General features: G+C 66.2%; 24 protein-coding genes and 4 pseudogenes. 15 read left to right on the top strand and 13 right to left on the bottom strand.

Translation table 11 applies throughout. From position 1 onward, the window contains the following. Nucleotides 1-99 precede the first annotated feature (99 nt). On the bottom strand, nt 100-432 hold the full coding sequence (locus tag JQT59_RS23075) for a hypothetical protein (RefSeq protein ID WP_109329829.1): 333 nt from the start codon (nt 430-432) through the stop codon (nt 100-102). A gap of 172 nt (nt 433-604) precedes the next feature. Here JQT59_RS23075 and JQT59_RS23080 point away from each other — a divergent pair, with 172 nt between their 5' ends. Beyond that, nucleotides 605-943, top strand: coding sequence for an RNA polymerase-binding protein RbpA (locus tag JQT59_RS23080; protein ID WP_005255751.1), 339 nt, complete (start codon nt 605-607; stop codon nt 941-943). A 537-nt stretch (nt 944-1,480) separates the two neighbouring features. Here the strand turns inward: JQT59_RS23080 and JQT59_RS23085 are convergent. Continuing rightward, nucleotides 1,481-2,416, bottom strand: coding sequence for an RNA polymerase sigma-70 factor (locus tag JQT59_RS23085; protein ID WP_213572138.1), 936 nt, complete (start codon nt 2,414-2,416; stop codon nt 1,481-1,483). A 148-nt stretch (nt 2,417-2,564) separates the two neighbouring features. On the opposite strand from JQT59_RS23085, the gene JQT59_RS23090 reads away from it, so the two are divergent. Then, nucleotides 2,565-3,050 carry a carboxymuconolactone decarboxylase family protein gene (locus JQT59_RS23090; protein ID WP_213572139.1) on the top strand — a complete coding sequence of 162 codons (486 nt, stop codon included), beginning with the start codon at nt 2,565-2,567 and terminating at the stop codon, nt 3,048-3,050. A 119-nt stretch (nt 3,051-3,169) separates the two neighbouring features. Further along, nucleotides 3,170-3,592 carry a hypothetical protein gene (locus tag JQT59_RS23095; RefSeq protein WP_213572140.1) on the top strand — a complete coding sequence of 141 codons (423 nt, stop codon included), beginning with the start codon at nt 3,170-3,172 and terminating at the stop codon, nt 3,590-3,592. Between the two features lie 38 nt (nt 3,593-3,630). On the opposite strand, the gene helR is transcribed toward JQT59_RS23095, so the two are convergent. Together helR and JQT59_RS23105 are read right to left on the bottom strand one after the other, a co-directional pair. Continuing rightward, complete coding sequence (gene helR, locus JQT59_RS23100; protein ID WP_213578016.1) at nt 3,631-5,769, bottom strand: RNA polymerase recycling motor ATPase HelR; 2,139 nt, start codon at nt 5,767-5,769, stop codon at nt 3,631-3,633. A gap of 5 nt (nt 5,770-5,774) precedes the next feature. Continuing rightward, nucleotides 5,775-7,004: a glycosyltransferase gene (locus tag JQT59_RS23105; protein WP_213572141.1), complete on the bottom strand. Its 1,230-nt coding sequence runs from the start codon at nt 7,002-7,004 to the stop codon at nt 5,775-5,777. 819 nt (nt 7,005-7,823) lie between these two features. Between JQT59_RS23105 and JQT59_RS23110 the strand changes: the two genes are divergently transcribed. The 4 genes from JQT59_RS23110 (at nt 7,824) to JQT59_RS23125 (ending at nt 12,368) form a co-directional block, all read left to right on the top strand. After that, nucleotides 7,824-8,285 carry a MerR family transcriptional regulator gene (locus tag JQT59_RS23110; RefSeq protein ID WP_213572142.1) on the top strand — a complete coding sequence of 154 codons (462 nt, stop codon included), beginning with the start codon at nt 7,824-7,826 and terminating at the stop codon, nt 8,283-8,285. Between the two features lie 107 nt (nt 8,286-8,392). Then, entirely contained in the window at nt 8,393-9,433 is a 1,041-nt protein-coding gene (locus JQT59_RS23115; protein ID WP_213572143.1) for an NAD(P)-dependent alcohol dehydrogenase, read from the top strand. Nucleotides 9,434-9,864: 431 nt separating this feature from the next. Continuing rightward, nucleotides 9,865-10,797 (top strand): LppX_LprAFG lipoprotein, encoded by a 933-nt coding sequence (locus JQT59_RS23120; RefSeq protein ID WP_249353767.1) that lies wholly within the window; start codon nt 9,865-9,867, stop codon nt 10,795-10,797. Then, a complete protein-coding gene (locus JQT59_RS23125) occupies nt 10,794-12,368 on the top strand; it encodes an MFS transporter (protein ID WP_213572144.1) in 1,575 nt (524 codons plus the stop codon). Before JQT59_RS23120 ends, JQT59_RS23125 begins: the two co-directional genes overlap by 4 nt. Before the next feature lie 189 nt (nt 12,369-12,557). Here the strand turns inward: JQT59_RS23125 and JQT59_RS23130 are convergent, their stop codons facing one another. The 5 genes and pseudogenes from JQT59_RS23130 to JQT59_RS23150 all read right to left on the bottom strand — a co-directional run. Beyond that, nucleotides 12,558-12,770 carry a hypothetical protein gene (locus JQT59_RS23130; RefSeq protein WP_213578370.1) on the bottom strand — a complete coding sequence of 71 codons (213 nt, stop codon included), beginning with the start codon at nt 12,768-12,770 and terminating at the stop codon, nt 12,558-12,560. A 356-nt stretch (nt 12,771-13,126) separates the two neighbouring features. Next, entirely contained in the window at nt 13,127-13,759 is a 633-nt protein-coding gene (locus tag JQT59_RS23135) for a TetR/AcrR family transcriptional regulator (protein WP_213572145.1), read from the bottom strand. A gap of 164 nt (nt 13,760-13,923) precedes the next feature. Continuing rightward, nucleotides 13,924-14,208, bottom strand: coding sequence for a hypothetical protein (locus JQT59_RS23140; RefSeq protein ID WP_213572146.1), 285 nt, complete (start codon nt 14,206-14,208; stop codon nt 13,924-13,926). A 1,143-nt stretch (nt 14,209-15,351) separates the two neighbouring features. After that, a complete protein-coding gene (locus JQT59_RS23145) occupies nt 15,352-15,495 on the bottom strand; it encodes a hypothetical protein (RefSeq protein WP_213572147.1) in 144 nt (47 codons plus the stop codon). Nucleotides 15,496-15,979: 484 nt separating this feature from the next. Continuing rightward, nucleotides 15,980-16,093: pseudogene (locus tag JQT59_RS23150) on the bottom strand (CoA transferase); the annotation flags it as partial. Between the two features lie 468 nt (nt 16,094-16,561). On the opposite strand from JQT59_RS23150, the gene JQT59_RS23155 reads away from it, so the two are divergent. The 3 genes and pseudogenes from JQT59_RS23155 to JQT59_RS23165 form a co-directional block, all read left to right on the top strand. After that, nucleotides 16,562-17,197, top strand: a complete 636-nt coding sequence (locus JQT59_RS23155) for a DUF1326 domain-containing protein (RefSeq protein ID WP_213572148.1) — start codon at nt 16,562-16,564, stop codon at nt 17,195-17,197. An 88-nt stretch (nt 17,198-17,285) separates the two neighbouring features. Beyond that, nucleotides 17,286-18,122, top strand: coding sequence for a DUF2182 domain-containing protein (locus JQT59_RS23160; protein WP_213572149.1), 837 nt, complete (start codon nt 17,286-17,288; stop codon nt 18,120-18,122). After that, nucleotides 18,119-18,346, top strand: a pseudogene (locus JQT59_RS23165) (L,D-transpeptidase); the annotation flags it as partial. The gene JQT59_RS23160 and the pseudogene JQT59_RS23165, both read left to right, overlap by 4 nt. 151 nt (nt 18,347-18,497) lie before the next feature. On the opposite strand, the gene JQT59_RS23170 reads toward JQT59_RS23165, so the two are convergent. Next, nucleotides 18,498-18,704 carry a hypothetical protein gene (locus JQT59_RS23170; RefSeq protein WP_213572150.1) on the bottom strand — a complete coding sequence of 69 codons (207 nt, stop codon included), beginning with the start codon at nt 18,702-18,704 and terminating at the stop codon, nt 18,498-18,500. Nucleotides 18,705-19,047: 343 nt separating this feature from the next. After that, nucleotides 19,048-19,206: pseudogene (locus JQT59_RS37170) on the bottom strand (histidine--tRNA ligase); the annotation flags it as partial. Between the two features lie 133 nt (nt 19,207-19,339). On the opposite strand from JQT59_RS37170, the gene JQT59_RS23175 reads away from it, so the two are divergent. The 4 genes from JQT59_RS23175 to JQT59_RS23185 all read left to right on the top strand — a co-directional run bounded on the left by JQT59_RS23175 (nt 19,340) and on the right by JQT59_RS23185 (nt 24,621). Next, a complete protein-coding gene (locus JQT59_RS23175; RefSeq protein ID WP_213572151.1) occupies nt 19,340-19,561 on the top strand; it encodes a hypothetical protein in 222 nt (73 codons plus the stop codon). A 199-nt stretch (nt 19,562-19,760) separates the two neighbouring features. Continuing rightward, nucleotides 19,761-19,886, top strand: a complete 126-nt coding sequence (locus JQT59_RS37755) for a hypothetical protein (RefSeq protein WP_283254009.1) — start codon at nt 19,761-19,763, stop codon at nt 19,884-19,886. Between the two features lie 482 nt (nt 19,887-20,368). Beyond that, entirely contained in the window at nt 20,369-23,386 is a 3,018-nt protein-coding gene (locus tag JQT59_RS23180; RefSeq protein ID WP_213572152.1) for a serine/threonine-protein kinase, read from the top strand. A gap of 548 nt (nt 23,387-23,934) precedes the next feature. Then, nucleotides 23,935-24,621: an FHA domain-containing protein gene (locus tag JQT59_RS23185; protein WP_213572153.1), complete on the top strand. Its 687-nt coding sequence runs from the start codon at nt 23,935-23,937 to the stop codon at nt 24,619-24,621. A 380-nt stretch (nt 24,622-25,001) separates the two neighbouring features. Here JQT59_RS23185 and JQT59_RS23190 read toward each other — a convergent pair whose 3' ends face one another. After that, the gene (locus JQT59_RS23190) at nt 25,002-25,184 is read right to left on the bottom strand and encodes a hypothetical protein (protein ID WP_213572154.1); all 183 of its coding nucleotides are present in this window, start codon (nt 25,182-25,184) and stop codon (nt 25,002-25,004) included. A gap of 8 nt (nt 25,185-25,192) precedes the next feature. Between JQT59_RS23190 and JQT59_RS23195 the strand changes: the two genes are divergently transcribed. Next, complete coding sequence (locus tag JQT59_RS23195) at nt 25,193-25,702, top strand: FAD-binding protein (protein WP_213572155.1); 510 nt, start codon at nt 25,193-25,195, stop codon at nt 25,700-25,702. 86 nt (nt 25,703-25,788) lie between these two features. On the opposite strand, the pseudogene JQT59_RS23200 reads toward JQT59_RS23195, so the two are convergent. Then, nucleotides 25,789-26,355, bottom strand: a pseudogene (locus JQT59_RS23200) (transposase); the annotation flags it as partial. Nucleotides 26,356-26,387 lie beyond the last annotated feature (32 nt).

Consider the following 26,387-nt stretch of genomic DNA (forward strand, 5'->3'; position numbering starts at 1 on the left):
GTGATGTTCGTGCCGGAATCGCCATCGATCTGCGACGGCGACCCGGATGGGGCCGGTCGAGCAGGATGCGCAGCACTTCTCGCTGCCCGTGGCCGGGTGTCAGCGGAAGCGTTCGGCCTCACGTGCAAGGTGCAGGAGGTCGGCGCACAACGACTCCAGCTCATGGGCCGCCGCGCCTTCGGCAACGGCTGTCGCCACGTCCTCGGCCGCACAACGAACCTGGAAGATCCGGTCGACCATGGCGGAGGCTTCCTCGGCGGTGAGCACCACGGCATCCGCGGGGATACTCGTGCCCTTGACCTGGGTACGCTGCTCGTACGCTCGCTGCCGGCACGATTGGCGGCAATACCGGCGGCGTCGCCCCATCCCGGACTCCGCGACTTCTCGGCCGCACCACACGCACGAGTCGGGTCTGCGGGATGCGCCGGTCATGGTCCACCACCTTACTGCGCGACCCCTCGATGCCCGCCCGGTAAGATGGCGAGGTTGCATCTGCGCGGCGTGCGGGAACCAATCGGGAAGCCGTGGCGTTGTAGATGAGTGTGAACGCTTGGCTGCTGTCCAGGCGTGCTCGCGCGGAGACGATCGAGGAGAGGACACAACCATGGCAGATCGCGTACTTCGAGGGAGTCGACTCGGAGCGGTGAGCTACGAGACCGACCGTGACCACGACCTCGCACCCCGCCGGATGGCCAAGTACCGGTGCGACAACGGTGAGGTGTTCGATATCCCGTTCGCGGACGACGCCGAGATCCCGGGCACGTGGCTCTGCCGCAACGGCCTGGAGGGCACCCTGGTCGAGGGCACCGCACCCGAGGCCAAGAAGGTCAAGCCGCCGCGTACCCACTGGGACATGCTGCTCGAGCGTCGTTCCAAGGAAGAACTGGAAGAGCTGCTCAAGGAGCGTCTCGACCTGCTCAAGGCCAAGCGACGCGGAGCCTGATACAGGCTGCCCCACGATACGAACGCCGTCCCGGCTCGACTGGGGCGGCGTTTGCTGTGCCTGTGCCGTCCTCGATGTGGGATCAGTGGCTGTTACCAGGGTGGGCATGGGTTGGCTGCTATAGGTCGTTGGCGTGGCGACAGTCGCGACAGGACTCATCCACGTACTCCGATCTGCTGGAACGCAGGCGCGTTACATTCCGGGCACACAAACCGAGAGTCACGCCCCGAACACGCAGTCGAAGAACACCACGTATGACCGGCCACCCGACTTGTGTCAGCTCGAGAGGTAGGTCACATGACCGCTCTCAATCTACTATTCGGTACGGCGGAGTCAAGGGTTTGGTTTCAATTTCAAGCAGGACGGGCCAGCCCCTTGTCGCCCCGGCGCCGCGCCGACAAAAGAATGAGGGTGCACCAGCCCGTTTCCCGGCAACGCGCCGCCGCGTGTGGTATTCCCGTCGGCGCCTCGTTAAAACCTTTCGGTCTGTTCGGCGCATCGATCGATTCATCAGAGGTAGCCGGGCCCTTGCAGGCCTCAGCGGCTCACCGCGGTTTCCCGCTCGACGCGTGAGAGCTTCTCGGGATTGCGCACGATGTAGAGCCCGGTGATCATGCCGTCGTCCATCCGCACCGCCACGACGTCGTCGATCTCCCCGTCGAGCCGAACGATCAGAGCTGGGCAGCCATTGATCTGCACCGGCTCGACCGACACCTGGCCGTCGATCCGCGGCAGGCCGGCCGCCAGCAGGCGACCCACTTTGTCGGCCCCCACGATCGGTCGCGGCACAGCCTGCTTGACCCCGCCGCCGTCACCCAAGAGGACTACGTCGGGTGCGAGCAGGTCGAGCAGGCTCTGCAGATCACCCGTCTCGAGTGCCCGCTGGAACGCCTCGAGTGCGTCTCGGGATTCGGCCGGGGACACGACGCCGCGCGGTCGGCGCGCCGCGACATGGCCCCGCGCCCGGTGCGCGATCTGACGGACAGCATCCGGGCTCTTGCCGACGGCGGCTGCGATCTCGCCGTACTCCAGGTCGAACACCTCACGCAGCACGAACACCGCCCGCTCGGTCGGTGCGAGCGTCTCGAGCACCAGCAGCATCGCCATCGAGACGCTGTCGGCCAACTCGACATCCTCGGCCACATCGGGTGCGGTCAGCAGCGGCTCGGGCAACCATGGGCCGACGTAGGACTCCTTGCGCCGACTGAGCGTCCGCAGCCGGACGAGGGCCTGGCGGGTGGTGATCCGGACGAGATACGCACGCTGATTGCGCACCGTGGCGAGATCGACGCCTGACCAGCGCAGCCAGGTTTCCTGGAGGATGTCTTCCGCGTCGGTGGCCGAGCCGAGCATCTCGTAGGCGACGGTGAACAGCAGGTTGCGGTGGGCGACGAACGCGTCGGTAGCGGGGTCCGAACGATCGTCTCGGCTCCCGCCACTATCTGCGGGCGTGGTCTGCGACGTGCCGGCCATGGGTGGCTCCTTCTCTGTCGTTCTGGGTCACACACCAGACACCGGACGCCGCCGTTTTGTGACATCCGGAACTTGTGTCACAACGATCGGGTCGCCGGCATCTCATGTTCGTACAGATCAGCACGACACCACGAGTGAGGACGAAGCCATGGATGCCCGATTCGACCTGTTCGACAATGAGATTGCCATGAAGTTCGCCAAGCGGTTCGGGAACGCGGCCCTGGTGATCGACCAATCACCGCTGCCGAAGGCCACCCAGCACCTCGTCGAGATCCGGGCCAGCCAGATCAACGGCTGTGGCTTCTGCACCGACATGCACACCAAGGATGCCGCGGCCGCCGGCGAGACCCCGGTCCGGCTCAATCTGGTCGCCGCCTGGCGTGAGGCCACCGTGTTCACCGAGGCCGAGCGGGCCGCGCTGGCACTCGCAGAAGAGGGCACCCGGCTCGCCGACGCCCACCACGGCGTGTCCGACGAGACCTGGTCGCAGGTGCGCAAGTACTACGACGACGACCAGATCGCCGCGCTGGTGTCCCTGGTGGCCCTGATCAATGCCGCCAACCGGATCAATGTGATCGTGCGTAATCCGGCCGGGTCCTACGAACCCGGCATGTTCGCCAGTATGACGAGCTGACCGGCAGACCCAATGCCCGGTGAAGGATCGCCGGCCGCTCGGCGATCCTTCACCGGACCGGAAAAGCCAACTAGCGCGGTTCCTGGTAGCAGACGACCACATCCGAGTACCGTCGTGGCATGGGTGACGAGGCAATCGACCCCGAAGCGGCGTATGAAGCCCTTTCCGCCGGCGCGCGCCTCGCCCTGCTACGAAACCCGGAAGGCATAATGCCGCCACAGTTCATCGGTCAGGTGATGACCGTGTGCGGAAACTCGTGCGTCGCAGCTATCAGTGGTAAAGCCGATTCGGTACCGCAGATTGCGCTTCTGCAGGGACCACTCTCGGACTACCTCGCCCACTGCAGATGTGCACTCGACACGTGGTGGAACTCGTTGACGCCGCCACTGCGGGCCGGCATCCGGTGTCGCGAAGCGATACCCGAAACGCTGCCACTGCAACTACCCGACCACTCTCCCTGGGCCGACGTGTCCACACCCTGTTCTCCCCTGTTGGTGCGCGACTATCTGGAATTGCAGGCGACTGGCGGCGAACTGATGTAGTCCTAGGGGGCAGATCCCCTGCCTATGGTCGGCAGGCGTCAGGAACTCGTGAGGATGACGAGTTGCCGGGTTGCCCGCGTCATGGCGACGTAGCGGTCGACGGCTCCTTCGATCCCCTCATCGAACGACGCCGGGTCGACCAGAATGACGAGGTCGAACTCGAGCCCCTTCGACAGCTCCGGTGTCAGCGACCGGATACGCGACGTCGACCGAAACGCGGGATCGCCTATGACGCATGCGATCCCGTCGGAGTTCGATTCGAGCCAGGCGTCGAGGATCGAGCCCAGCTCCGACCTCGATCGGTGTAAGACGGGGTTGCCGCTGCTGCGGATGGAGGTCGGCACGTTGGCGTCCGGGAGGAAGGTACGGATGACCGGTTCGGCTTCCGTCATGATCTCTTCCGGGGTCCGGTAGTTGATGCTCAGTGCGGCGAGGTCGATCCGATCGAACCCGATCCGCCCGAGCCGTTCGTGCCACGACTCGGTGAAGCCGTGCCGGGCCTGGGCCCGGTCCCCGACGATGGTGAAGCTGCGAGACGGGCAGCGCGGCAACAACATTTGCCACTCCGCATCCGTCAGTTCCTGAGCCTCGTCCACCACGATGTGCGCGAACGGGCCGGCGAGCAAGTCCGGGTCGGAGCTCGGCAGAGCGGTCTCGTCGACCAGGGACTGCTGCAGGTCCTGGCCACGCAGCATCGACATCACGAGCATTTCCGAGTCGTCGGCCGCGATCAGGTCGTCGACGACGTCACTCATGCGCGCGCGTTCGGCAGTTACGGAGGCGTCATACCGACGTCGGCGTCGTGACGCCTCCGGGTCCCCGAGTCGCTGCCGTGCCGCATCCAACAGTGGCAGGTCGGACACCGTCCAATTCTGGGCGTCCGCGCGTTGCAACTTCCGAATCTCGTCGTCGCTGAGCCAAGGTGCGCACTTGCGCAGGTAGGCGGGCACCGACCACAGGTCTGCGACGAGGTCGGCGGCTTCGACCAGGGTCCATGCGTTGTCGAGGGTTGCGCGCAATTCGTCGTTCAGCTGCAACGACTTCCGGAGTTGGGCTGCCGGAACGTCACCGTCGTACTTGTCGATCAGGATCGTGAGCAGCAGCTCCCAGATCTGCTCTCGCGCCTCGTTGTGCGGAGTGCCGGGTTCAGGCGCTTCGAATGCCTCGGCCCAGTCGTCGGCGCTCAGCCAGATGTCGGTCCAGTCGGTCGCGACCGTCATGCCCTCGGTGGGCGGGTCCTCGTAGAACTCGACGGCCGCGCCGATCGCCTTCACCAGATCCGCGGATGACTTCAGGCGCGCCACCTCCGGATCCTGCTCGACCCGGGCGGCGGCGCCCTCGGTGACGAGGTCGCGCAGGGTGCACAGCTGGACGCCCTCTTCGCCGAGGCTGGGCAAGACGTCGGCGACGTAGGCCAGGTAGGGCTCGTGTGGTCCGACGAACAGCACCCCGTGACGGAGTCGAGGGTCGGAGTAGAGCAGATACGCGGCGCGGTGCAGCGCGACGACGGTCTTACCTGTACCCGGCCCACCGTCGACGACGAGTGCGCCGCTCGATCCCGCGCGGATGATGGCGTCCTGGTCGGCCTGGATGGTGCCGAGCACGTCCCGCATCCGGGCAGTCCGGTTGCCGCCGAGGCTGGCGATGAACGCGGACTGGTCGTCGAGCGCCGCGTTCCCTTCGAACCCGTCCGGCGTGAACACCTCGTCCCAAAAATCGCTGATCCGCCCGCGGGTCCAGCGATACCTGCGACGGCGGGTCAGGCCCAGCGGGTTGGCGTGGGTGGCCCCGAAGAACGGCTCGGCCGCGGGCGAACGCCAGTCGACCAGCAGCTGATTGCCCGCGCTGTCCATGAGGCCGAGGCGTCCGACATACACGGGCTCGGGGTTGTCAGTTCTGACGATGTGTCCGAGGCACAGGTCCAAGCCGAAGCGGCGCAAGGCGCGCAGCTGAGCGTTCAGCTCGTGAACCATCATGTCCCGCTCCATCGCCTCCTGGCCCAGACGGCGGGGCGTCTTGCGTTCGGCATCGATGCGGCGGGACAGGTCGGCGATGGACTGTTCGAGGCTTGCTGCGATCGCGGCGAAGTGCCGCTCGTCCCCGGCGATCAGCGCCGGGTCGGCCTTCGCCGTGAGGTGGTCGGGAAGGTCGAATGCCGTGGTAGTCAAGGGGTTCACAGTCATCAGCTCCGATCCGTGGGCCGGTCGATCATGTCGAGCAGCAGCGTCGCGGCGACCGCTGCCCCGTCCGTGCGGATCGTGCCCGCCACGGTGGCCGCCCGTGCTCTGGTCTGAGGAGTCAGCGCCGCCGTGAGTGCTGCCGACAGCGACTCGAAGGTCGGAACCGGACCGTCGTGCGCTGCGCCGATACCCATAGCGGCCACTCGTCCGGCCCAGTACGGCTGGTCCACCACCTGCGGTACCACCACCTGTGGCGCGCCTGCCCGTGTGGCCGTCGTCGTCGTTCCCGCGCCGCCGTGGTGCACGACGGCGGCTACCCGGGTGAACAGTGCCTGCTGATTGACCTCGCCGACGGCGAAGCAGTCGTCGAGGTCGTCGATCAGGGCAAGGTCCGCCCAACCCCGCCCGACAAGTGCGCGGCGCCCCTGCGCGCGGATCGCCTCGATGGCCACCCTGGCGGCGTCCTTCGCCGCTCCCATGGGCATGCTGCCGAAGCCCACATACACCGGCGGTGTGCCGGCGTCCAGAAATGCCACCAAGTCGGCAGGAAGTGGGCGGTCGTCGGGCGGGATCCACGCGCCGGTCTGGACGACGTCGAGGTCTGACGTCCCCCGCCACGGGTCCAGGATCGGGTCAGTCGCGAGCCACGGCCGGTCGCCGAAGACGTAGTCGCGAACGTGGCGTACCGGGGGCAGGCCGATCGACGCCCGGCTGGTGTCGAGCGCCTCACCGAAAAGCGCATCGATGCTCTGAGCGTCCAGGTCCCACAGTGTCCGGTTGTCCGTCACATCCGGCGGGAACGGCCGGCCCGGATACGCCAGCGGCGGGCGATGCGGTGACGGCAAGGTGAGCTGCTGAAAGGTCACGGACACCGACGGAATACCCAGTTTTTCGGCCACCGACAGCGCACCAGCCGCCGCAGGCATCACACCGGTCGCGACCAACCCGTCACATCCCTCGGCCGCAGCAGTGACCGCCTCGAACTGAGCGGTGATCAACTCAGCCGCGCGCCGGGGCAGGTCCGCCGAAGACGGTGCCGCGGTCGTCAGCGCACGCGCCGACTGCCCGACCGGCACCATCGATACGCCGACACCAGCCAGGCGCTGCGCGAAGTCCTCGTCCGGCGGCGCACACACCCGCACCTCCTTGCCGAGGTCCTGCAACTGCACCACGAGTCCCACCAACGGTTCGACATCACCGCGCGACCCATACGTCGACAACAACACACGCACTTCATGTCCCCCATTTCCGCCGGTTCCGGCTCAGGCCGGTAAGTGTGCGGCACAACCCGGGCCTTGCCGCAAGACCCCGGGTGCGCTATACATTGAAAGTGGAAGAGAGTTCGTCTCCTTCCTTCGCGTCCGGTCGCGGACGCATTCCTCTCCCCCAGAAATTGCTCGAACGCGACGCGTGCCAACGGGAACGGCCGGTGCAGACCACTCCAACGACCGTTGCAGCGAGGTCGGCGATCAACGTGTGGGCGCCGCGCTGCTGCGGCTCCCCTGAGATCAACTTCGCAACTTTGGTCAGGCGAGAATGTCTGCCGCACAGGCGATTCGTTTGCCTCGCCCCCGAACCGTCAAGGCGGTAAGCATGAACCTCGGGCATACCCGATCCGTCCTGCAGCTATCGGACAGCAGATATCGCCCGCGGTGATGCGGACTCGCTGCTGGCCGCCAAGGCCGAGTGCCCGGCCGATGACTTGTTCAGCGAGCTCGTCGCCGCCCGACGAGCCGACCGGCTCTGGGAGTCCGAAGCGGTGGGCACCGCCTCACTGATGGTGGTCGCGGGGTACGATACGACGGTCAGATTCCTCAGCACCAGCGCCGTCACCCTACTGATGGCTCCGCGGCTGCGACAGTTGCTGATGCAGCGACCGGAGTTGCTCCAGCCCAAACCCGGACTCGGCGCAATCGTTGCAACCGGACTTCCAACTTGCGACCAATCAGGACTCCGATTCAACCGACACATCGGCAGAACTCGACGAGGCCCTCGGGTGTGACCCACTCAACCTTTGACTTCAAGTACTTGAAGTTCTTAGCGTTTATGTCGTGAGTGCACGAACCACCCCACGCGACTACACGATCAAGGACGCGGCCGCACTGACCGGACTTCCGGCCAGCACGCTGCGTTACTACGAGTCGGTCGGTGTGATCGCGCCGATCAGCCGTGGGGAGAGCAGTAGACACAGGGTCTACGACGAGAACGACTTGGGACAGCTGTTGGCAATCGCGTGCCTGGCGGCAACCGGGATGTCGGTCAGCGACATGAAAGAGTACGTCGCCAACGCACAACTCGGGGCCGGGGCCGCCCCCGCGCAGATCGAATTGCTGACCCAACGCCGGCAACAACTTGCAGTCGAGGCCCGGCAGATGGCACTCCGTCAACGCTACGTCGACCTGAAGATCGACTACTGGCACGCGATCGACGCGGGCGACGAGGCCCGTGCCGCGCTCCTCGCGGCCGAGGCGAGCGCACTGGCTGACGACCTCAAGAACATCAAGAAGCGATAGTTCACACCCCGCACGCCCGGTGCTCGCCCGTCGACGGATGCGCCACCGGTGACGCCACCCTGCCTATCACTACCGAAGTGACCACCAGAGAAGAAGGAAGATTTGCCATGCGCGTCAACGCGTACGCCGCTCCCGCCGCGGGCCAGCCGTTGGTCCCCACCACCATCGAGCGCCGCGACGTCGGCTCCCACGACGTCCTCATCGAAATTCAGTACGCAGGCATCTGCCACTCCGACATCCACACCGTCAACGGCGACTGGGGTCCGCAACCCTTCCCGGTCGTGCCCGGGCACGAAATCGTCGGCATCGTCGCCGAGGTCGGCGCCGACGTCACACGCCACAAGGTCGGTGACCGTGTGGGCGTCGGCTGCATGGTCAACTCCTGCGGCCAGTGCATCAACTGCCGGGGCGGCGACGAGCAGTACTGCACCGACGGCATGGTCCCCACCTACGCCGGCGTCGACCGTGACGGCACCACCACCCAGGGTGGCTACTCCACCCACGTCGTCGTTGATGCCGACTACGTCCTGTCCGTCCCGGAAAGCTTGGACCCGGCTGCCGCAGCTCCCCTGCTGTGCGCCGGGATCACCACCTACGCCCCGCTGCGCCGCTGGGGCGCCGGTCCCGGCAAGAAGGTTGCCATCGTCGGCCTCGGCGGGCTCGGGCACATGGCCGTCAAGATCGCCCACGCCCTCGGCGCCGAGGTCACCGTCCTGTCCCAGTCGCTGAAGAAGCAGGAGGACGGACTGCGCCTCGGCGCAGACGCGTACTACGCCACCTCCGACCCCAGCACTTTCGAGCAGCTCGCCGGCCGGTTCGACCTCATCATCAACACGGTCAGCGCCGCAATCGACCTCAACGCCTACCTCGAACTCCTCGCCGTCGACGGTTCCCTGGTCAATGTCGGTGCTCCAGCCGAGCCGCTCAGCCTGAACGTGATGTCGCTGATCGGCGGCCGCCGCAACTTCGCCGGGTCGATGATCGGCGGCATCGCCCTGACCCAGGAGATGCTCGACTTCTGCGCCGACCATGGCATCGGATCCGAAATCGAAGTGATCCCCGCCGACCGGATCAACCAGGCATACGAGCGGGTCCTCACCTCCGACGTCCGATACCGATTTGTCGTCGACACCGCCACCCTCAACTGACCCACCGTGAACGCCCGCCGGACAAGGCGGGCGTTCACCCACACACAAACCCCCGTAGGTGTTGAGTCCCCGCCGACTATGCTTGTCCGCTATTGCTGCACCGCACTACCTTTGCCGTTGTGGACCTCTTCTCACATTCTTGAGCAGCGTTGCGCACGACAGTCGCCGAACGTCCGGACGAGGACTTCACATAGCCTTCCGGCTGCACCGACTGCCCGTGCGGGACTTGGTGTGCCACCTGGTCATTGACGCTCGGGGCGTCGTCCTGATCACTCTCGCGACCCCACCGACTCGGGACCAACCCGCAACTCGATACGTACGGGTTCGGCGTTGCAGAAAGCGACTTCGGTATTCGAGCTGCGGCCGTTGGTGGATGGCGCCGAGCTGGCAGGCGACCCTCTGGGCTCGTTCTCGGTGCCCTATCACCCGATGTGGAAGCAGCTGCTGGTCGCGGATCCATCGGCGGTGCTCTGGCACCGCACCGTCGTGCGCTGCCCGCCAGGTGGCGGATTTGGTGGCGGGTGGTCGGGCATGATCCGGCCGAGCGCTGCGCGGGTCGAGGACCGGGTGACCTTCGCGCGTCCCACAACGACCTCGGTTCCGGCCGCAAAGCCCAGACGTTTTCGGAGCCGGCGTCCTACGATGCGGACATGCTCACCCGCCGCATCTTCCTCGGGACCCTCGCCTTCAGCGCGGCGGTCGTCACCGGCTGCACCACCGACACCACTCCGGGAGAAACCGCGAACCTGCCGGACGCGGCCAGGCTGCTCGGCGAGTCGGCGTCCGCCGTCCGCGAGGTCACGAGCGCCCACTTCACGATGACCGTCAACGGCTCGATTCCCGGCATCAGCGTGCAGACCGCCGAGGGCGACCTGACCAGGGAGGGCGGTCCGGCCGGTGGCGCGAAGGGCACCGTGAAGCTCACCCTGGCCGGCCAGCTGATCGAAGGTGAATTCGTGCTGGTCGACGACTCGCTGTATTTGAAGGGCCCGACCGGCACCTTTCAGCGGTATCCGTCCTCGCTCACCGCCGAGTACTACGACCCGTCCGCCATCCTCGACCCGGAGCGGGGTTTCGCGAAGGTGCTGACCAGCATCACCGGCGCGACGACCGAGGCGAGGGAAAAGGTTGACGGGACATCGGCGTACAAGATCACCGGACGTGCGGGCAAGGACGCCGTGGGCAACATCGTTCCCGGGGTCGAGTCCGAGGTGGACATCACGGTCTGGCTTGACGAGGACGGCATGCACCTCCCGATCAGAACGCTGGTTACCTTCCCGAAGCCGGACGGCGAAGACGCCCCGACCGTCGACGTGGTGGTGTCCGACTTGGACAAGCCCGTGACGGTGACACCCCCGGCGTGAGTATCGAGCTGAGCCCGCGGCGGAGCCGGGCCGTGGCCATCGGCGCCGCGGCGCTCGCCGTGCTGCTCGGCGCGCTGGACACCTACGTCGTGGTGAGCATGTTCCGGCAGATCATGGACGACCTGCTGATCCCGGTGAACCGGCTGGAGCGGGTGACCCCGATCGTCACCGGGTACCTGCTCGGCTATATCGCCGCGATGCCGCTGCTCGGCCAGGCATCGGACCGGTTCGGTCGCAAGCTGTTGCTGCAGGGGTGTCTCGCCGGGTTCCTGATCGGCTCGGTGGTCACCGCGCTCGCCGACGACCTGCCCATGCTCGTTGCCGGGCGGGTGGTCCAGGGTGTCGCCAGTGGAGCGTTGCTGCCGGTGACCATGGCGCTTGCCGCTGATCTGTGGGCAACCCACACGCGGTCGAACGTGCTCGGAGCGGTGGGTGCCGCGCAGGAGCTGGGCAGCGTGCTCGGCCCGCTGTACGGGGTGGCGATCGCAGGCCTTGCAGTGTGGCCAGGCGCGTTCGGCATCGCCGGCTGGCGCGGCGTGTTCTGGATGAACGTTCCGCTCGGCCTACTCGCCATGATCGCGGTGCAGGTTTCGGTGCCGCGCCGCGATCGGGCGCGTGCGCCCGTCCGGGTGGACGTGGCCGGGGGGCTGCTGCTCGCGGTCGCACTCGGCCTGGCCGTCGTCGGGCTGTACAACCCGGACCCGCGTACCGCCGTGCTGCCACCGTGGGGCGGGCCGATGCTGGCCGGGGTCGGTGTCGCGACCATCGCCTTCGTCGGCTGGGAGCTGCACGCCAAGACCCGGCTGATCGACCCGGTAAACGTCCGGATGGGCGCATTCCTAGCCGCGCTCGGAGTGTCCTCAGCGGCAGGCGTCGCGCTGATGGTGACCCTGGTGGACGTCGACCTGTTCGCCCAGTCGCTACTCGACCGGGACGACCGAGGAGCGGTCATACTGCTGCTGCGGTTCCTTGTCGCGCTACCGGTCGGCGCGCTGCTCGGCGGGCTGCTCACAGCACGACTGGGCGACCGCGTGGTCGCGGCGGCCGGCATGCTGGCGGCCGCGGTGGGTTACCTCCAGATGGCCCGATGGCCGATGGACGTACTGTCCGCGTCGTATCAGCTCGGGCCGATTGCCATGCCCCGGCTGGACACCGACCTTGCCATCGCGGGGCTAGGTCTCGGCCTGGTGATCGCGCCGCTCTCCGTTGCGGTGCTCCGCGCCGTGCCGTCGACCCAGCACGGGATCGCCTCGGCCGGTGTGGTGGTCGCGCGGATGACCGGGATGCTCGTCGGAGTCGCCGCGTTATCCGCGTGGGGGCTGCACCGATTCCACAGCCTGACCGCGAACCTCCAGGTGCCGTTCCCCGTCGGCAAACCTCCCGAGCAGGCGGCACGGGAGCTAGCCGAGTACACCGCGGCAGTCGACCAGGCTCTGCTTACCCAGTACACGGAGATATTTCTGATCACGTCGGCGGTGTGCGTAGCGGGAGCGCTGCTGGCCCTGTTCCTCGGCCGCCGCCCAGCCCAGGCTCCGGACTCCGGCGAGAACAGCATCACCAAGCGGACATAGTCCGTCGAACGGTGACCTGACCGAGTACACGTTTCTGCAGTATTCAACTCCCCGAGCCGGGGTTCGCGTAGTAATCGCCCGAAAACAACGGATATGGCGTTGCCCAGGGGGCGGGATGACCGGCGCCGGCGCCGCGACGTGCCTGCGCCCTCCTGCGGTGACCGGCCGCTAGTTCCCCGACCTCTGGATTCACACCGGTAGCGCCGCGCCCGATCCCACCAGTCCCGTGTGGTGCACCATCGTGATCACCGCTCCCAGACCCGATGGGGGTCTATCGGCGAGTGTCGCAAGTGCCTGCACCCAAAGGAAGAACTTGTCACTACCCCGGTTCGCCACCGTCCTGATGTTGACCGCGGCTTCGAGGTGTTCGGCGTCGGACTCGCTCCCCCACCCGGCGTGCACGATTTCGGGGACGGCGAGTCGCTTGCCACCATCCCGACCTCAGGGCGGCGGCCACCGACGAGGTCAGCAATCAACAGGCCGGCCGCACTGGCAGAGCCGTTTTCGGCTGAGGGGTAACCCGTCCGGATACGGGTATCCGATGGGTGTGCGGCCGCGTCATCTCGGACGGCAACCCTGCCGCGACAGCCAGACCCTCCGCCGCCAGACCCCTTCGGCCGGAGGGTCACCACCGTACCGGGCCTGGCACCCACAAGCGGGCTGACCGATCCGAAACTGCACCATGCTGCTCATCATGCTGTGCGACGCGAACGCCCACCCCGCGACGGATAGCAGGGGTGCCCCTCCACTGGAGACGGTCAGCGCGCCTTGGTCGTGAGGATCTGCACGAGATCATCGAGGGCGGACAGGGCGGCGGCGCTGTCCCCGTCGACCAGCCAGCGCAGCACCAGCCCGTTCATGAATGCGAGCACGAACCGGGCCACCTGCTCGACCGGAGTGATCCAGGTGACCCCGGCTCGCTTCGCGCACAGATCGAGGAACGCGACGGTTTCCACGTCCAGGGTGCGGTATTGCTGCTCGGCGATCGCCCCGGCCGACACGTTGCCGGCGCTGCGTTGCCGCAGCGCGTGGGCGGTGATCTCGTAGGTCAGCAGCTGATGGTTGGGTGTTGCTTCGATGATCGGCCACAATCCGCGAATTCCGGCACGCAGAAGGTCCGCGAGCGCCGGGATCCCGGTCAGGCCGGGTTGAGTGTACTGCCCGAACACCACCCGCATCCCGTCGTTGACCTGCAGGATTTGGGTTTCCCCGAGATGTGTGAGGAGGGTGTCCTTGTCGTCGAAATGGTAATGCAACACCCCGAGCGAAACCCCGGCCGCCTCGGCGAGCGGGCGCATGGTCAGCGCGGCGACACCCTGCTCGGCCGCGATCGTCAACGCCGCCTCGAGGATCTGCGCGCGCCGCTTGTCCGCCGGGAGTCTATTCGCCATCGATCGAGCGTAGTTGCTCGACAGTTTGCCCGGGGGAGGACGGGCCCGAATACCGATCGAGTTGTCGTGTGGAGCTGGGGCGCCCGTGCTCGAACGACCCTTGTGCGGCTCCGATCCGCCGGTCCCACGCCGTGCTGACAAAGTGGTGCCGGCGCAACCGATCCTCATCCCACGATGATCAGCACGCCGACGAACGCGACCGCGATCGCGGAGGTGGCAACCCAGATCGTCCACGCCCATATCGCGGCCTTGTGCCAATCCCGATCTCGGCGACTGGTCTCGACGGTGCGCATCCGCGACTCCCGTTCGGAGGCAGCGCGATCGTCCACTTCCAGCACCTGTATGCGAGATCGTCGACACACCGTGTCGGCGGTGACCGCCGCGGCGAATGACACGGCAACCACGACCAGCGTGGCGGCCAGCACCTCAACCATCCAGAACATGCTCATACCGGCACTCGAATTTCCTTGTCAGCTGGGGCGTCCGCCGCTGACGATGATCCGCAGCCCCACCGGTCCCATCCGTCCTGCATCACCGCGAGGGCGCACCGTGGATGACACCCTGCTGCTGCCGCCCCAGCACCTGGACGCGGGCCCGACATCTGCCGATTCTCCTACCCCGGAAGCATTCCGAAAAATTCCCCCATATTGGTCGACCGTCCATTCATCATTTGATCGGTAGTCCAATTCGTCGATCGGTCGTCCACAGGACATGGCCTTTCGTTCGGTTCGGGCCGGTCAGTATCTTCTTGTGCCTTTCGGGAAACTCCGGGTACTGCTGTGCGATATTCGATAAACGGGATCGGTGGTCTCAATCAGTGACAACAGCCAGGTGGACCACCGGTCGGCCGACAGCGAGCGCCGGTGACGTCGCGGTGCTGGGAAGAGCATCTCGGTTGGACACGCGCCCAGGTAAGCACCTCGTCGTCGATAGGAGAACAATATTGTCATGCACCGGTTTTCGCCGTTCGCGCTCTCCGCTCTCGGGTTACTATGCGCACTGACCGCGCTGCTGACGATCGATACCGGGCAGCCGGCCGTCGGATTCGCGGTTCTCGCCGTCGGTGGTGTCCTGGCCAGTGCCGCCGCCGAATTCGCCCGGGTCCGCCTGACAACCAATCGGCGACGCAACGAAGCGGTCCAGTGCACCGACGGGACAAGCGGCCGTCGACATCACTCCGGCCGCCGCCAACCAGAAATGACCAGCAGGCGCTCCAGATCCTTCGAGGGGCCGTCGACACCGCGAGAGGTGGGTACCCAGGCAGGCTTACGCGACCACCGGAAACCGGTGTGCCCCAGCACCGGGGGGTGATGCTGGGGCACAGGTGTCCAGGTCGGGGGGTGACACTGGACATCGGGGGTGTTCACCAGAACACAATCTGGGGGGAGGATGTCTGGGAACGCCACCGATCGTATCCACCGTGACATCCGCGCTGCGCCCGGCCTCCCTCGAGGGCTCTGCTATCGGATCGACTCCGAAGAGTCCTACCACTTGCACGACGGAGAGTCGATCGACGACTCGAGCGTCGGCGACGAGTCACACGCCGTCTCAATCCACTCCGCACAGCTCCGGGAATCGGCCGGGCTGACAACTCAGTGTGAGCGGCGCTTCTGACGTAGCTTGGTAACCAGTTCCCGGGCTTTGCGCTGGTTCTCCGGCTTGGACGCCTCACGTTTGACGACCTGGACGGCCTTGATCGCGACGCCGCTCTTGAAGGCCTTGTCGAGCATTCCCATCGGGCACCTTCCGTTGTTGCTACTGCGCAATTCGATACTCGAAACAGTACGGGGCGATCGGCGAGTGGGCGACCGGTCGGAGCCGTCGTCGAATGACAGGGTTGTGTCGTGATGGCGCAAAGCTGGAAACCCTTGTCCCATTCCACACCGACGGCACGTAGCCAGCGCCACCACCGCAACAGACCGTACGCGTAACTTCGCACGAATTCAGCGCTGTTGTGCTGTGCGACAAGTCAGTGAGGTATCACCGGATCGGCTCGATCGGAGTCCCGCCCTCGTCGACCACAAGCAAGGGCACCAGCCCCCCGCGCGATCGACACGGCCCCATCGTGGCGACCTGATCGATCCGATATCCCGCTCCGTGTCGTCGAGCAACCACAACCACCTCTCCGTTCGAGGTGATGTCTACCGGGCGCTCGCAGTTCATCGAGGTAATCGACTCGAAGGATTCCGACCAGGCGTCGCCGAGCGGCTCGCTGTCGGGGGCAATGTAGTCGATGTCGTGACCTGCGGTCGAAGCCAACGGTCCGTCTTGCCCCCATCCCGTCATCCGCCCGTACACGAGCTGCGGGTTACGTGCGAGACACACGTCCGGTCCGTACGCGACCGATCATCGTGGCCCCTGATCGGAAGGGCACCGCGGTCGGCGCCTTAGGGTCTATCGGTCGTTGCAACACCCGCCAGTTCAGGGGCGATGGATTCGCGATACGGAAACAACGTGGTTCTTCAAACGTGGCGAGGCACAACATCGGGAACGGCGCGCCAATGCTGATCTCGCGAACAAGCGTGTGAGCAGTCAACAAGCCTGCAGGATCGGTGGCCGGTATACGGGCGGGTCGGAGGAAGGGCGGACCGAACGAAATCCGCGCCTGTCAACGGACAGGAGGAAGCCCGTCCGCGATCGTTGTTCGATCGTTGTTCGCGTTGTAGCGAAGTGGGAGGATGAGTAGATACCGGCTCGATCCGGGGCTGTCGGCTGTGCGCTGAACGGATGGATTGCGGGGGCACCCACAAGGGCTGCGCATGATGACCTAGCGAAACGATTCAGCGACGAGGAGTGAGGGACATGGCCTGGCGAATCTCGGCAAACTACTACGAAGCCTGCAACTGCGACCTGGGGTGCCCGTGCAACATGAGCGGCTTCCCCACCCACGGAAACTGTGACGGTGTGGTCGGATTCGAAGTCACCGGAGGTGAACGCGACGGCGTCGACCTGACGGGGGCGAAGGTCGCCAGCGCGGTGAAATGGCCCGGCGCCATCCACGAAGGCAACGGAACGATGGCCCTGTTCATCGACGCGAACCCCGCCCAGCAGGAGGCCCTCATTCCGATCCTCACCGCCGAGGATCCCGGTCTGCCCTGGGAGATCCTCGCCGCGACCGTCAGCGAGATCCATGGTCCCTTCTTCGAGACGATCGAGATCGACGACCGGGACACCGATTCCCGAGTCCAGGTCGGCGACAAATTGGTAGTTCAGATGCAGAGCTTCACAAACCCGGTGACCGGGGAGAAGCACGAACCGCACATGGTGCTCGAGGACGGGTTCATCTTCCAGGACGGACAGATCGGCACTACCTCGGTGCTGCGACTCGACGCCGACGGAGTGACATTCGAGCACCCGGGCAACAACGCGTACTACTCACGCGTCGAGTGGTCCAGCGAGAACCGGATGGCGCCCGCCGGAGCGGCCGGCAAGTTCTGACAGGCAGCAGTGCACCGCGATACGGCGGTGGTGGTGGTGCGGCCCAGCCCGGCAGGGCGAGGCGGTGGGGCGTAACGGAGGAGTGCCGATGAGTCAGCCCCCGAGGATCGACACTCCCCGGACGGCCTACAGCGCCCTCGAACGCCGAGCGACGCTCGCCACGGTGGGGATTCTGCTCACCCTTGCCGGGGTGGCGTGGTGGCGCACCATCAGTACTGCGGCCGGCATGGAATCGATGGTTCACGGTTTCGCGTGGGTCGGCACGGCCATGCCCTTCGACATGGGGGCCGCCGTCTTTCTCGCCATGTGGACGACGATGATGGTGGCGATGATGTTTCCGACGATCGCCCCGATCGTCCTGCTGCACCGCCTGGTCATGCGCCGGCAGGCCCGCGGACTCACCCCGACGGTCACCTTTACTGCGGGCTACCTGGCGGTGTGGTCGGCTGCCGGGGTCGTTCCGCTGGCGGTGCTGCTCGGCTTCCGCCGGATCTCACACGGCTCGACATGGGTCGAGGTCGCGGCCGGTGGTGTGCTGGTCATCGCCGGCGGATACCAGTTCACCCGGTGGAAACAGGCATGCCTGCGGGCCTGCCGCACCCCGCTGACCTTCCTCGCCACCCACGACTTCGGAACCGGTCTGTGGGGCACCTTCCGCGCAGGAAGCGCGCACGGACTCTACTGCCTGGGCTGCTGCTGGGCGTTGATGGCGGTTTTGCTCGTCGTCGGGCTGATGAACCTGACCTGGATGGCGGCGATCGCCGTAATCTTCCTGGCCGAGAAGAACTCCCGCCATGGAGTCGCGCTTACCCGGGTGGTCGGGACCGCCGTGGTCCTGCTCGGGGTCGCCGTCCTCGTCCACCCGGCGCTGCTGCAGTCGCTGTCCCCCATGCCGGAGATGTCCTCGCCGATGTCGGGCATGTGACCAATGCACCGATCCCCGGCGCGATCACACCGGATGACTACGCCACCCGCATCAGCAACGACGGCATCTACCTCCACGAACTCGAGGACACCATCTGGGCGCAGGGCAACACCAACGTCTCCCACGGCTGCCTGAACCTCAGCCGCACCCACGCCCAATGGTTCTACGACTTCTCCGTCCCCGGCGGCATCGTCGAAGTCCGCAACACCGGCGGCGCGGCGTTGATCCGAACCGACGAGCGGATCACCCCCAGCGACGGCTGCGCAGCACTGCTCAGATATGTGTGAGCGGCACTCGCCCCGGACCCGCCGATTGGCCGTCCCGATTCGGATGGCGTTCTATGGACCGCGAACACCTCGACACCGGTCGCCAGGTTCACGGCGTGTACCGTTCGGCCGAGCTCTTACTCCGGTGGGTCGAGCTGCCAGCCGCGAATCTGTGGATCGTCGTCCGCTGGCGGTTCTGGATCGTGCTACTCCTCAGTGCGGGAGGGTCGGTTGCCGCGGACGATTCCCTCGATTTCTTCTCGAGCTCCTCATCCTCGACCGGGCCGTGCTTGCTGCTTCCACGTTCGGGTTCCATGCCGCCGCTCCTACTCGATCGTCTGGGCGATCCTGCTTCCGGGTTCCACGAATCCCGGACCGCGACTCCCGGACCGCGAAACTGCCCCCCATTCGCTGACCCATGTGCGACTACCGTCGGACCCGCTCGCGTCGACAGCGTCGGCGACCACGTCGAGATTGATGTCGGTCACCCGATCCGGTCCATTCGGCACCGGGCAGTATCGGTGTCTCATAGCTGGTGCCATCACCTCAGCAAGGGTGATTCTGGAACGCGGTCGGTAGCGACCTCGGCAGTCGGTGCCAATCGAGGCCGGTACCGCTTTAGCGAGTAGCCGTCTCAGCGAGCGCGTCCCGAAGCTCGCTGACAACACGGTCCTCAGTGGGACCGAGCGCTGCTCCCCGGTTGCAAGGTCCTTTACACCGGCAACGCCATCGCGGTCGCCGAGCACCAGGGCAATTCGGGCGTCGGATCGGTCGGCGGTCTTCATCGCGCCTTTGATGCCTCGTCCGCCGTGTGCCAGGGGATGCGCTCCTGCCTTTTCGTTGCCATCATTGCCGCGTGCTCGGTCGCGACCGACGTGAGTGCGTCGGGTCACGTCGAGCGGGGCGGGAACGGGGAGCCGGGACGCCGCACTGCCGCGGAGGGTGTGGATTGTGGTCATTCCCATCGGTTTTGCACTTCTGCACATCCTCGTCGCACAACAGATCTCCGCGGCCTTCCCAGTAGTCGATCCCGCAGGGTATGCCGCTAACCAAACACGGCGGACGGAAGCGACAACTCTTGGCTTGCACGGCGTGCTTGCCACCGCGTTTCTAAATGCCACCCTTACAGAGGAGGTGTGCTTCCGCAGCCTGCCGCTGATCGTGCAACGGTGATCGACGACTACGGCGTCACTGCAACCGACTTCGTCCCGTCGATGCTCTCCGTGTTTGCGGGGTCGGTGGATCGACAGCAGATCGCGTCCCTGCGGCATGTGTTCGTGATCGGTGGGGCTATTCCCGCCGCCACGGTCCGCGACTTCGCCGAGATTTCGGCGGCCCGGGTCCACAACTGTATGGGCCGACCGAGGCCGCGGTGTCGATCACCTACGCCGACCGCACCCTGCTGCCGGACCTGACCGAGATCGGCCGGCACACCCGTGAGGCCCTTAACGAACTCGACTCCGCCGCAACCACATATGAGGGATCCGCAATACCGTGACGGCATCGTCGCCGTGCGCCAGATGATTGCTCGTCTGCGAGACTCTCGTTTCGTTCGCGTGTTTCGGTACCTCAAATCGGGTGTTGCAGATGAGAGGCTAAGTCGAAGATTCGAATAGGCACCCTAGGGTGGGCATATTGTCATCTTGACGCAGATTTCAATCGATCGAATACTTCTCGTACAGGATCGATCCGGCGACCAGCGCCGGGCTTCGCCGGTGTGATCGGAACCATTCATGCCGTCGATTACTCGTGAAGGGACCTGCGTCTCGTGTTGACCCCCGGCGTCGGAAGCGCGGTTTCGATGAACGCGTGTGCACCGGCCATCCGCCCCGCCGACCCCGCCTGTCCTAGCGGCGAGCCGGCGCGCCTTCTCCGAGACGGTCCGCACAGTCGCCGATCACGTTCCACGACGTGGGGATCGGTCGAGGATCAGTACTCGCCCGTCATCTCGGCGGATAGTGGACGGAGCTGAGGCGCGCGATGGCCGACGTCAACCGAGACGCAGCCCGGACCGTGGGCGGGATCGTAGCCGAGCTGGACGCTGTCGGGTTCGCAGGTGCCGAGGAGGTCGGCCGGGGCGGATTCGGTGTCGTATATCGCTGCCTGCAGCGTTCGCTGGGTCGAACCGTCGCGATCAAGGTGCTGACGTCGGACCTGGACCCCGAGAACCGCGAGCGCTTCCTGCGCGAGGGGTACGCGATGGGTGGGCTCTCCGGTCACCCAAACATCGTCAATATTCTGCAGGTCGGCGTGACCGACGCCGGTCGGCCGTACATCGTCATGCACTATCACCCGCGCGATTCACTGGCGGTCCAGATCCGCCGAGAAGGTCCGCTGCCCTGGCCGGAGGCGATCAGCATCGGGGTGAAGTTGGCGGGAGCCTTGGAGACGGCGCACCGGACCGGCACGCTCCATCGCGACATCAAACCCGCGAACATCCTTCTCACCGACTACGGCGAGCCGCAGCTCACCGATTTCGGCATCGCGCACATCGCCGGCGGGTACGAAACGGCCACCGGCGGGTTTACCGGGTCATTGGCGTTCACCGCGCCGGAAGTGCTCAACGGGGAATCGCCGACCGCGAGATCCGACGTCTACGGACTGGGTGCGACAATTTTTTCACTGATCGCAGGTAGGGCGGCGTTCGAGCGGAGGACCGGTGAGGAGCTCGTTGCGCAGTTCGTGAGGATCAGCAGCCAGCCGGTGCCGGACCTGCGCGCACAAGGAATCCCGGACGGCGTGTGCGCCGCGATCGAGAGGGCGATGGCGACGAATCCAGCTGCCCGACCGGCGTCCGCCGAGGAGTTCGGACACGAACTTCAAGCTGCTCAGCGGCACATCGGTTTGCGCTCGGACGCGATGGCGCTGGCACCCCTGGAGACCGCTCAGACGACCGAGGCACACCGGTCGGCGTCGGGTACCGATGGATACCGCCGAATCCGGTACGACGGTCCGGGAATCGGTCAGCGTCAGTGGGTCGAACCGACCCAGCAGCTCCAGCCGGATTCTCACCCGTCGGGACCGCCGTTTTGGCCGCCGACAGGCCCGTCGCCCTGGCAGCCGACCGGAGGTCCGGGCATCGACGAGTCCCGCAAGGGTCGGCGCGCGGTCCTGACCGTCCTCGCACTGGTCGTCGCGCTGGTGCTGGCCGGCGGCGGGTACCTCGTGTTCAGAGAAACCACCGGCCCCGGCACCGCAGGACCGACCGTCCAGGACGCCGGCGCATCTCCTGCCGTCGAGCCGACTGCAGCGTGGCGACCGGTCAAGGATGCCCGCGTTGCCCGCCAGCAGACGGCAACGACAGTCGCGGACGGGACGATCTGGGTCTTCGGAGGGTTGGACGACAACGGCGTCTCCGCCCGGCAGGAGGGCTACGACCCGGCCATCAACACCTGGAAGGCCGGCCCCGACCTTCCGATCCCGCTGAATCATGCGATGGCCGTCACCTACAACGACGAACCTGTACTGATCGGCGGCTGGAAAGCGGAGGGGCAGAACCTGACCGCTGTCGAATCCGATCGGGTGATGGCCATGCGCGACGGCCGGTGGGTTGACCTGCCCCCGCTGAACGATCCGCGGGTGGCTGGCGCCGCAGCCGTGGTCGGCGACAGGATCGTGGTCGCCGGGGGTCAGGCGGACGGCGAACTGGTGGCGACGACCGAGGTGTTCGACGGCACGAAGTGGACGACCGTCTCGCATATCCCCACACCCCGGGAGCATCTGGCCGGGGTGTCGGATGGCACGTACTTCTATGCGATCGGCGGGCGGGACCTGGCATCGGACCAGAACACCGCCGCGGTCGAACGCTACGACCCCGCCTCGGACACGTGGACGACGTTGCCTGCCATGCCCACTCCTCGCGGCGGACTCGGCGCAGCGTTCATCGACGGCCGCATCGTCACGGTCGGTGGCGAACAACCGACCAGCGTGCTGTCGACGGTCGAGGCCTACGACGTGAGTGCGGGGACCTGGTCGCAATTGCCGGCTCTGCGCACACCGCGACACGGGATGGCGGTCGGCGCGGTCGGCAACACGGTGTATGCCGTCGGCGGCGGTATCAAACCGACACACGCCGAATCGACTGCTGTTTCCGAGGCCTTGCAGCTCGCGCCACGCAAGACCCAATGGGCGCCGGCGTGGCGTCCGCTGAAGGATGCGCCGATCGCCCGTCAGCAGACGGCGACGGCGGTCGCGGACGGCACGATCTGGGTGCTCGGCGGCATCGACAATGCGGGGTCGACCCCGCAGGTCGAAGGGAACGACCCCGCCATCGACACCTGGAAGGCGGGCCCCGACCTTCCGGTCCCCCTCAATCACGCGATGGCCGTCGAGTACGGGGGCGAGTTGGTGGTCCTCGGAGGCTGGGTGCCGAAAGGTCCGAACCTCACAGGGACGACGTCGGACCGGGTGCTCGCGCTTCGGAATGGCAAGTGGGTGGATTTGGCGCCGATGAACGAGACGCGGGCGGCTGGAGCCGCAGCCGTGGTCGGCGACAGGATCGTGGTCGCCGGGGGTCAGGCGGACGGCGAACTGGTGGCGACGACCGAGGTGTTCGACGGCACGAAGTGGACGACCGTCTCGCATATCCCCACACCCCGGGAGCATCTGGCCGGGGTGTCGGATGGCACGTACTTCTATGCGATCGGCGGGCGGGACCTGGCATCGGACCAGAACACCGCCGCGGTCGAACGCTACGACCCCGCCTCGGACACGTGGACGACGTTGCCTGCCATGCCCACTCCTCGCGGCGGACTCGGCGCGGCGTTCATCGACGGCCGCATCGTCACGGTCGGTGGCGAACAACCGACCAAGGTGCTGTCGACGGTCGAGGCCTACGACGTGAGTGCGGGGACCTGGTCACCATTGCCGCCCATGCCCACGGGGGCTCACGGGATGTCCGTCGCGACGGTCGGTCACACCGTCTACGCCATCGCCGGTGCACTACGGCCCACCCACGCGGAGTCCACCGCGACTGCACAGGCACTGGATTTCTGGTGATGACATACGGTGCCCATATAACACACGCAAAGAGCGTTCTGCGGCACTGAGGTATCGATTTGCGACTACGTGTTCCCAACCGGTGATCCTCCGATCCGGAACGCGAGAAACGGCGGGCCGCAACGGTGAACACGCCCCCACAGGCACTTTCCCGAAGGGCGGGGTTCGATGATGATGATCGTTGTTGCACAACCGGAATTGCGAAGTTTCGCAATGGCCTTGAACCGATTTCCGGTTTCACCGATCAGTCGACTCACGAGAGTGCTGGCTGTAACGCCAACCTGCCCGCCAGGCGCGTCGTCAGATCCGTCCCGGCGCTCGGGGGCACGCTCGCACACCGGTCGGGCAGGCGATTGCCATCCACGCACTGGCCGGCCGGCAGCGGCCGAGTCATGACCGGCGAAATCACCTAGGGGTAAGAATATGCAGCCCTGATGATGAATATCCCTCCGACACCGAGACCAAACTTTTTAAGAAGTCCCCTGAACTGGTAGCAACGACCTCACAGGAGGACCACTCACTATTGATCGAATCCACCGGGAGGTGCGATGCTCCACCGCAACGAGAACGCTCGGCCCGATTCGGTCCCCCGCAAGCCGTCGTCGCGACGGGTAACTGCCGTCAGCGGCGCCGACATTCCCTGCCTGCTGTACACGAACGGCGGGCGCCGAAGGCGTCTGGCGCTTTCGGTCGACGAGCCGCGCGTGGTTCTCGGGCGCAGCCCACAGGCCGACGTCGCGATAACTTCGGATCCGTCGGTGTCGCGGGTGCATGCCGTCATCGAATGGACTGGCGGACATTGGACGATCATCGACGGCGGGCTGTCCCTCAACGGCACCTACGTCAATGGCCGACTGGTCGTCGGCCGGCGCAGGCTGCGGCCGGGCGACCCCATCCGGATCGGCACGTCGCTAGTGACCTACCACGCCGCCGACGAAATCGCGGAGGTCGACACAGGCGGACCGGCCGACCCACCACTGCATGCGGTGACAGACGCGGAGCGGAGCGTCCTCGACACACAGTGCCGCCCATACAAACGCCCCACTCCTCTCGCCGTTCCGCCGTCCAACTCGCAGATCGCCGCGGAGTTGCACCTTTCCGACGCCACGGTCAAAACCCATCTGCGCGCATTGTTCGCCAAATTCGGGGTCGAGGACCTTCCGCAGAATCAGAAACGGGCACGGCTGGCCGAGCTAGTCCTCCGCAGCCGTCTTGTCACCAAACGCACGCGCTGATTCGTCCACGACCCGACGCCTACAAGTTTGACGCTGTCCCAGTGATCTTGCAGGGGCTCCCGGTACAGGCGGGCGAACCCTTCTCTTCGACAACGTGGGCGAAGGCCCTATAGCTGGGCTTCACCTCCCGGCCGCAGATTGCGGCTTGGGTCGTCGAACACGGACGACACTGATCACGGGGACAACCTCGACACCCAGCAAACTGCATCCCCTACGTCGACCACAGCTTCGTCGCCGACGCTGGCCTGAGCCGAATTCGGGCCTTACCAGGTCCACAACCGACCAACGCCATACCGCGGTCACCGCGGGGGCTGGTCCCGCCACACTCGTTCACTGCAGACCGTGCACCTCACTTTTGAACCGGCAGAGTCAGAAGCTGATTACACATGCTCGCACGCGTCAAATAGCGGTGTGTCGCTTGCCAGGCGATGGGACCACCTCGTTGGGTGGCACTCGGCGACCATCGCCAACGCGACATCGCGACGGCGGCGCATCGGATTCTCGCCGGTGACGAGTTCGGCGACGATCGCCCAGTCGTAGAAGCTCGATACCGCGGCCAGCACTCGCGATCATGCGTGAGGTCGACCCAGAAACCGGCACCATGCCCAATGCCACGGCGTGGCTGATCTTCGAACCAGAACTACTGGACGAAATTCGGGATCTTCGGCATCACCCCGGGCCCCTGGCGAGGATCATCCGACCCGTGCTGAAAAGCCCGAAGTCGAGCGTGCTGGGGCCGATCGACACCGCGCCGTACTATGCGCTCGAGGTCCAGGCCAGCGCCCTCGGCACCGTGGGCGGTCCGCAGACCGACGCACTCGGGCGCGCGCTGGACACCGAAGGCAACATCATTCCGGGCCTGTACGCCGCCGGCAACGCAGGCGGCGCACCCACTAAGGGGTTCTACGGAGGCGCCGGAGGGACGATCTCCCTCGGGCTGGTCTTCGGCTATCTGTCGGAAGCATCGGCCGACCCGATCGAGCCCATGTGCGTGCGACGACCGCCGAATTTCAATACTTCCAAAGCAGAAGCAATTGGCCGACGGGCGCCGCAACCGGACCCGCTACCTACTTCGACCTGAAAAACGAGGCGCCCCGGTGAGCATGATTCGGCCGTTCTCGGCCGGTCGGGATTGGGTTGGCCACTGACTCCCCCGATCGGCGCCTTTCACGCTGCCAGGGTGCTGATCTTGACCAGTTTGTGCGCCAGGACCCCGTGGCCGACCCAGATTTGGGCGCCTTCGGTGCCGTCGATGCGGGTGCGGCCCCAGCCGTATCCGCGGTTGAGGGCGCTGATTCTACCTTCGACTCCGGTGCGCCACTTGATTGTTCGCCGGAACGCTGGGCGGTGTTCCTCGGCTCGCCGGCCAGCCGAGGGTTTGCCCTTGCGGGGGATCACCACGTTGCGCACACCGAGGTCGCGGAGGTCGTCCTCGATGGCATTCTCGCCGTAGCCGCGGTCGACGGTGACCGTGCGTCGTGGCCGGCCGGCGCGTGTGCGGACCCGATCCACAGCTGGGGCCAGCTGGGGTGCGTCGGCCGGGTTGCCGCGTTCGACGTTGTGGTCCACGGTCACGCCGTCGTCGCCTTCGACGAGCTGGGCCTTGTGGCCGAACTCGCCCGGTTTGCCGAGCCGTCCCTTGGCGATGGGCCGGGCGTCGAGGTCGTGCAGGCTGACCCGCCGGGTAGCTCCGTCCGGGGTCTGCCCGGCCAGCCGCTGTCGGGTCTGCGCGGTAGACGTTTCCGAAAGAGCCGGTCGGGTATTCC

Source organism: Rhodococcus sp. USK13 (genome assembly GCF_018343855.1).
Classification (GTDB): domain Bacteria; phylum Actinomycetota; class Actinomycetes; order Mycobacteriales; family Mycobacteriaceae; genus Rhodococcus_F; species Rhodococcus_F oxybenzonivorans.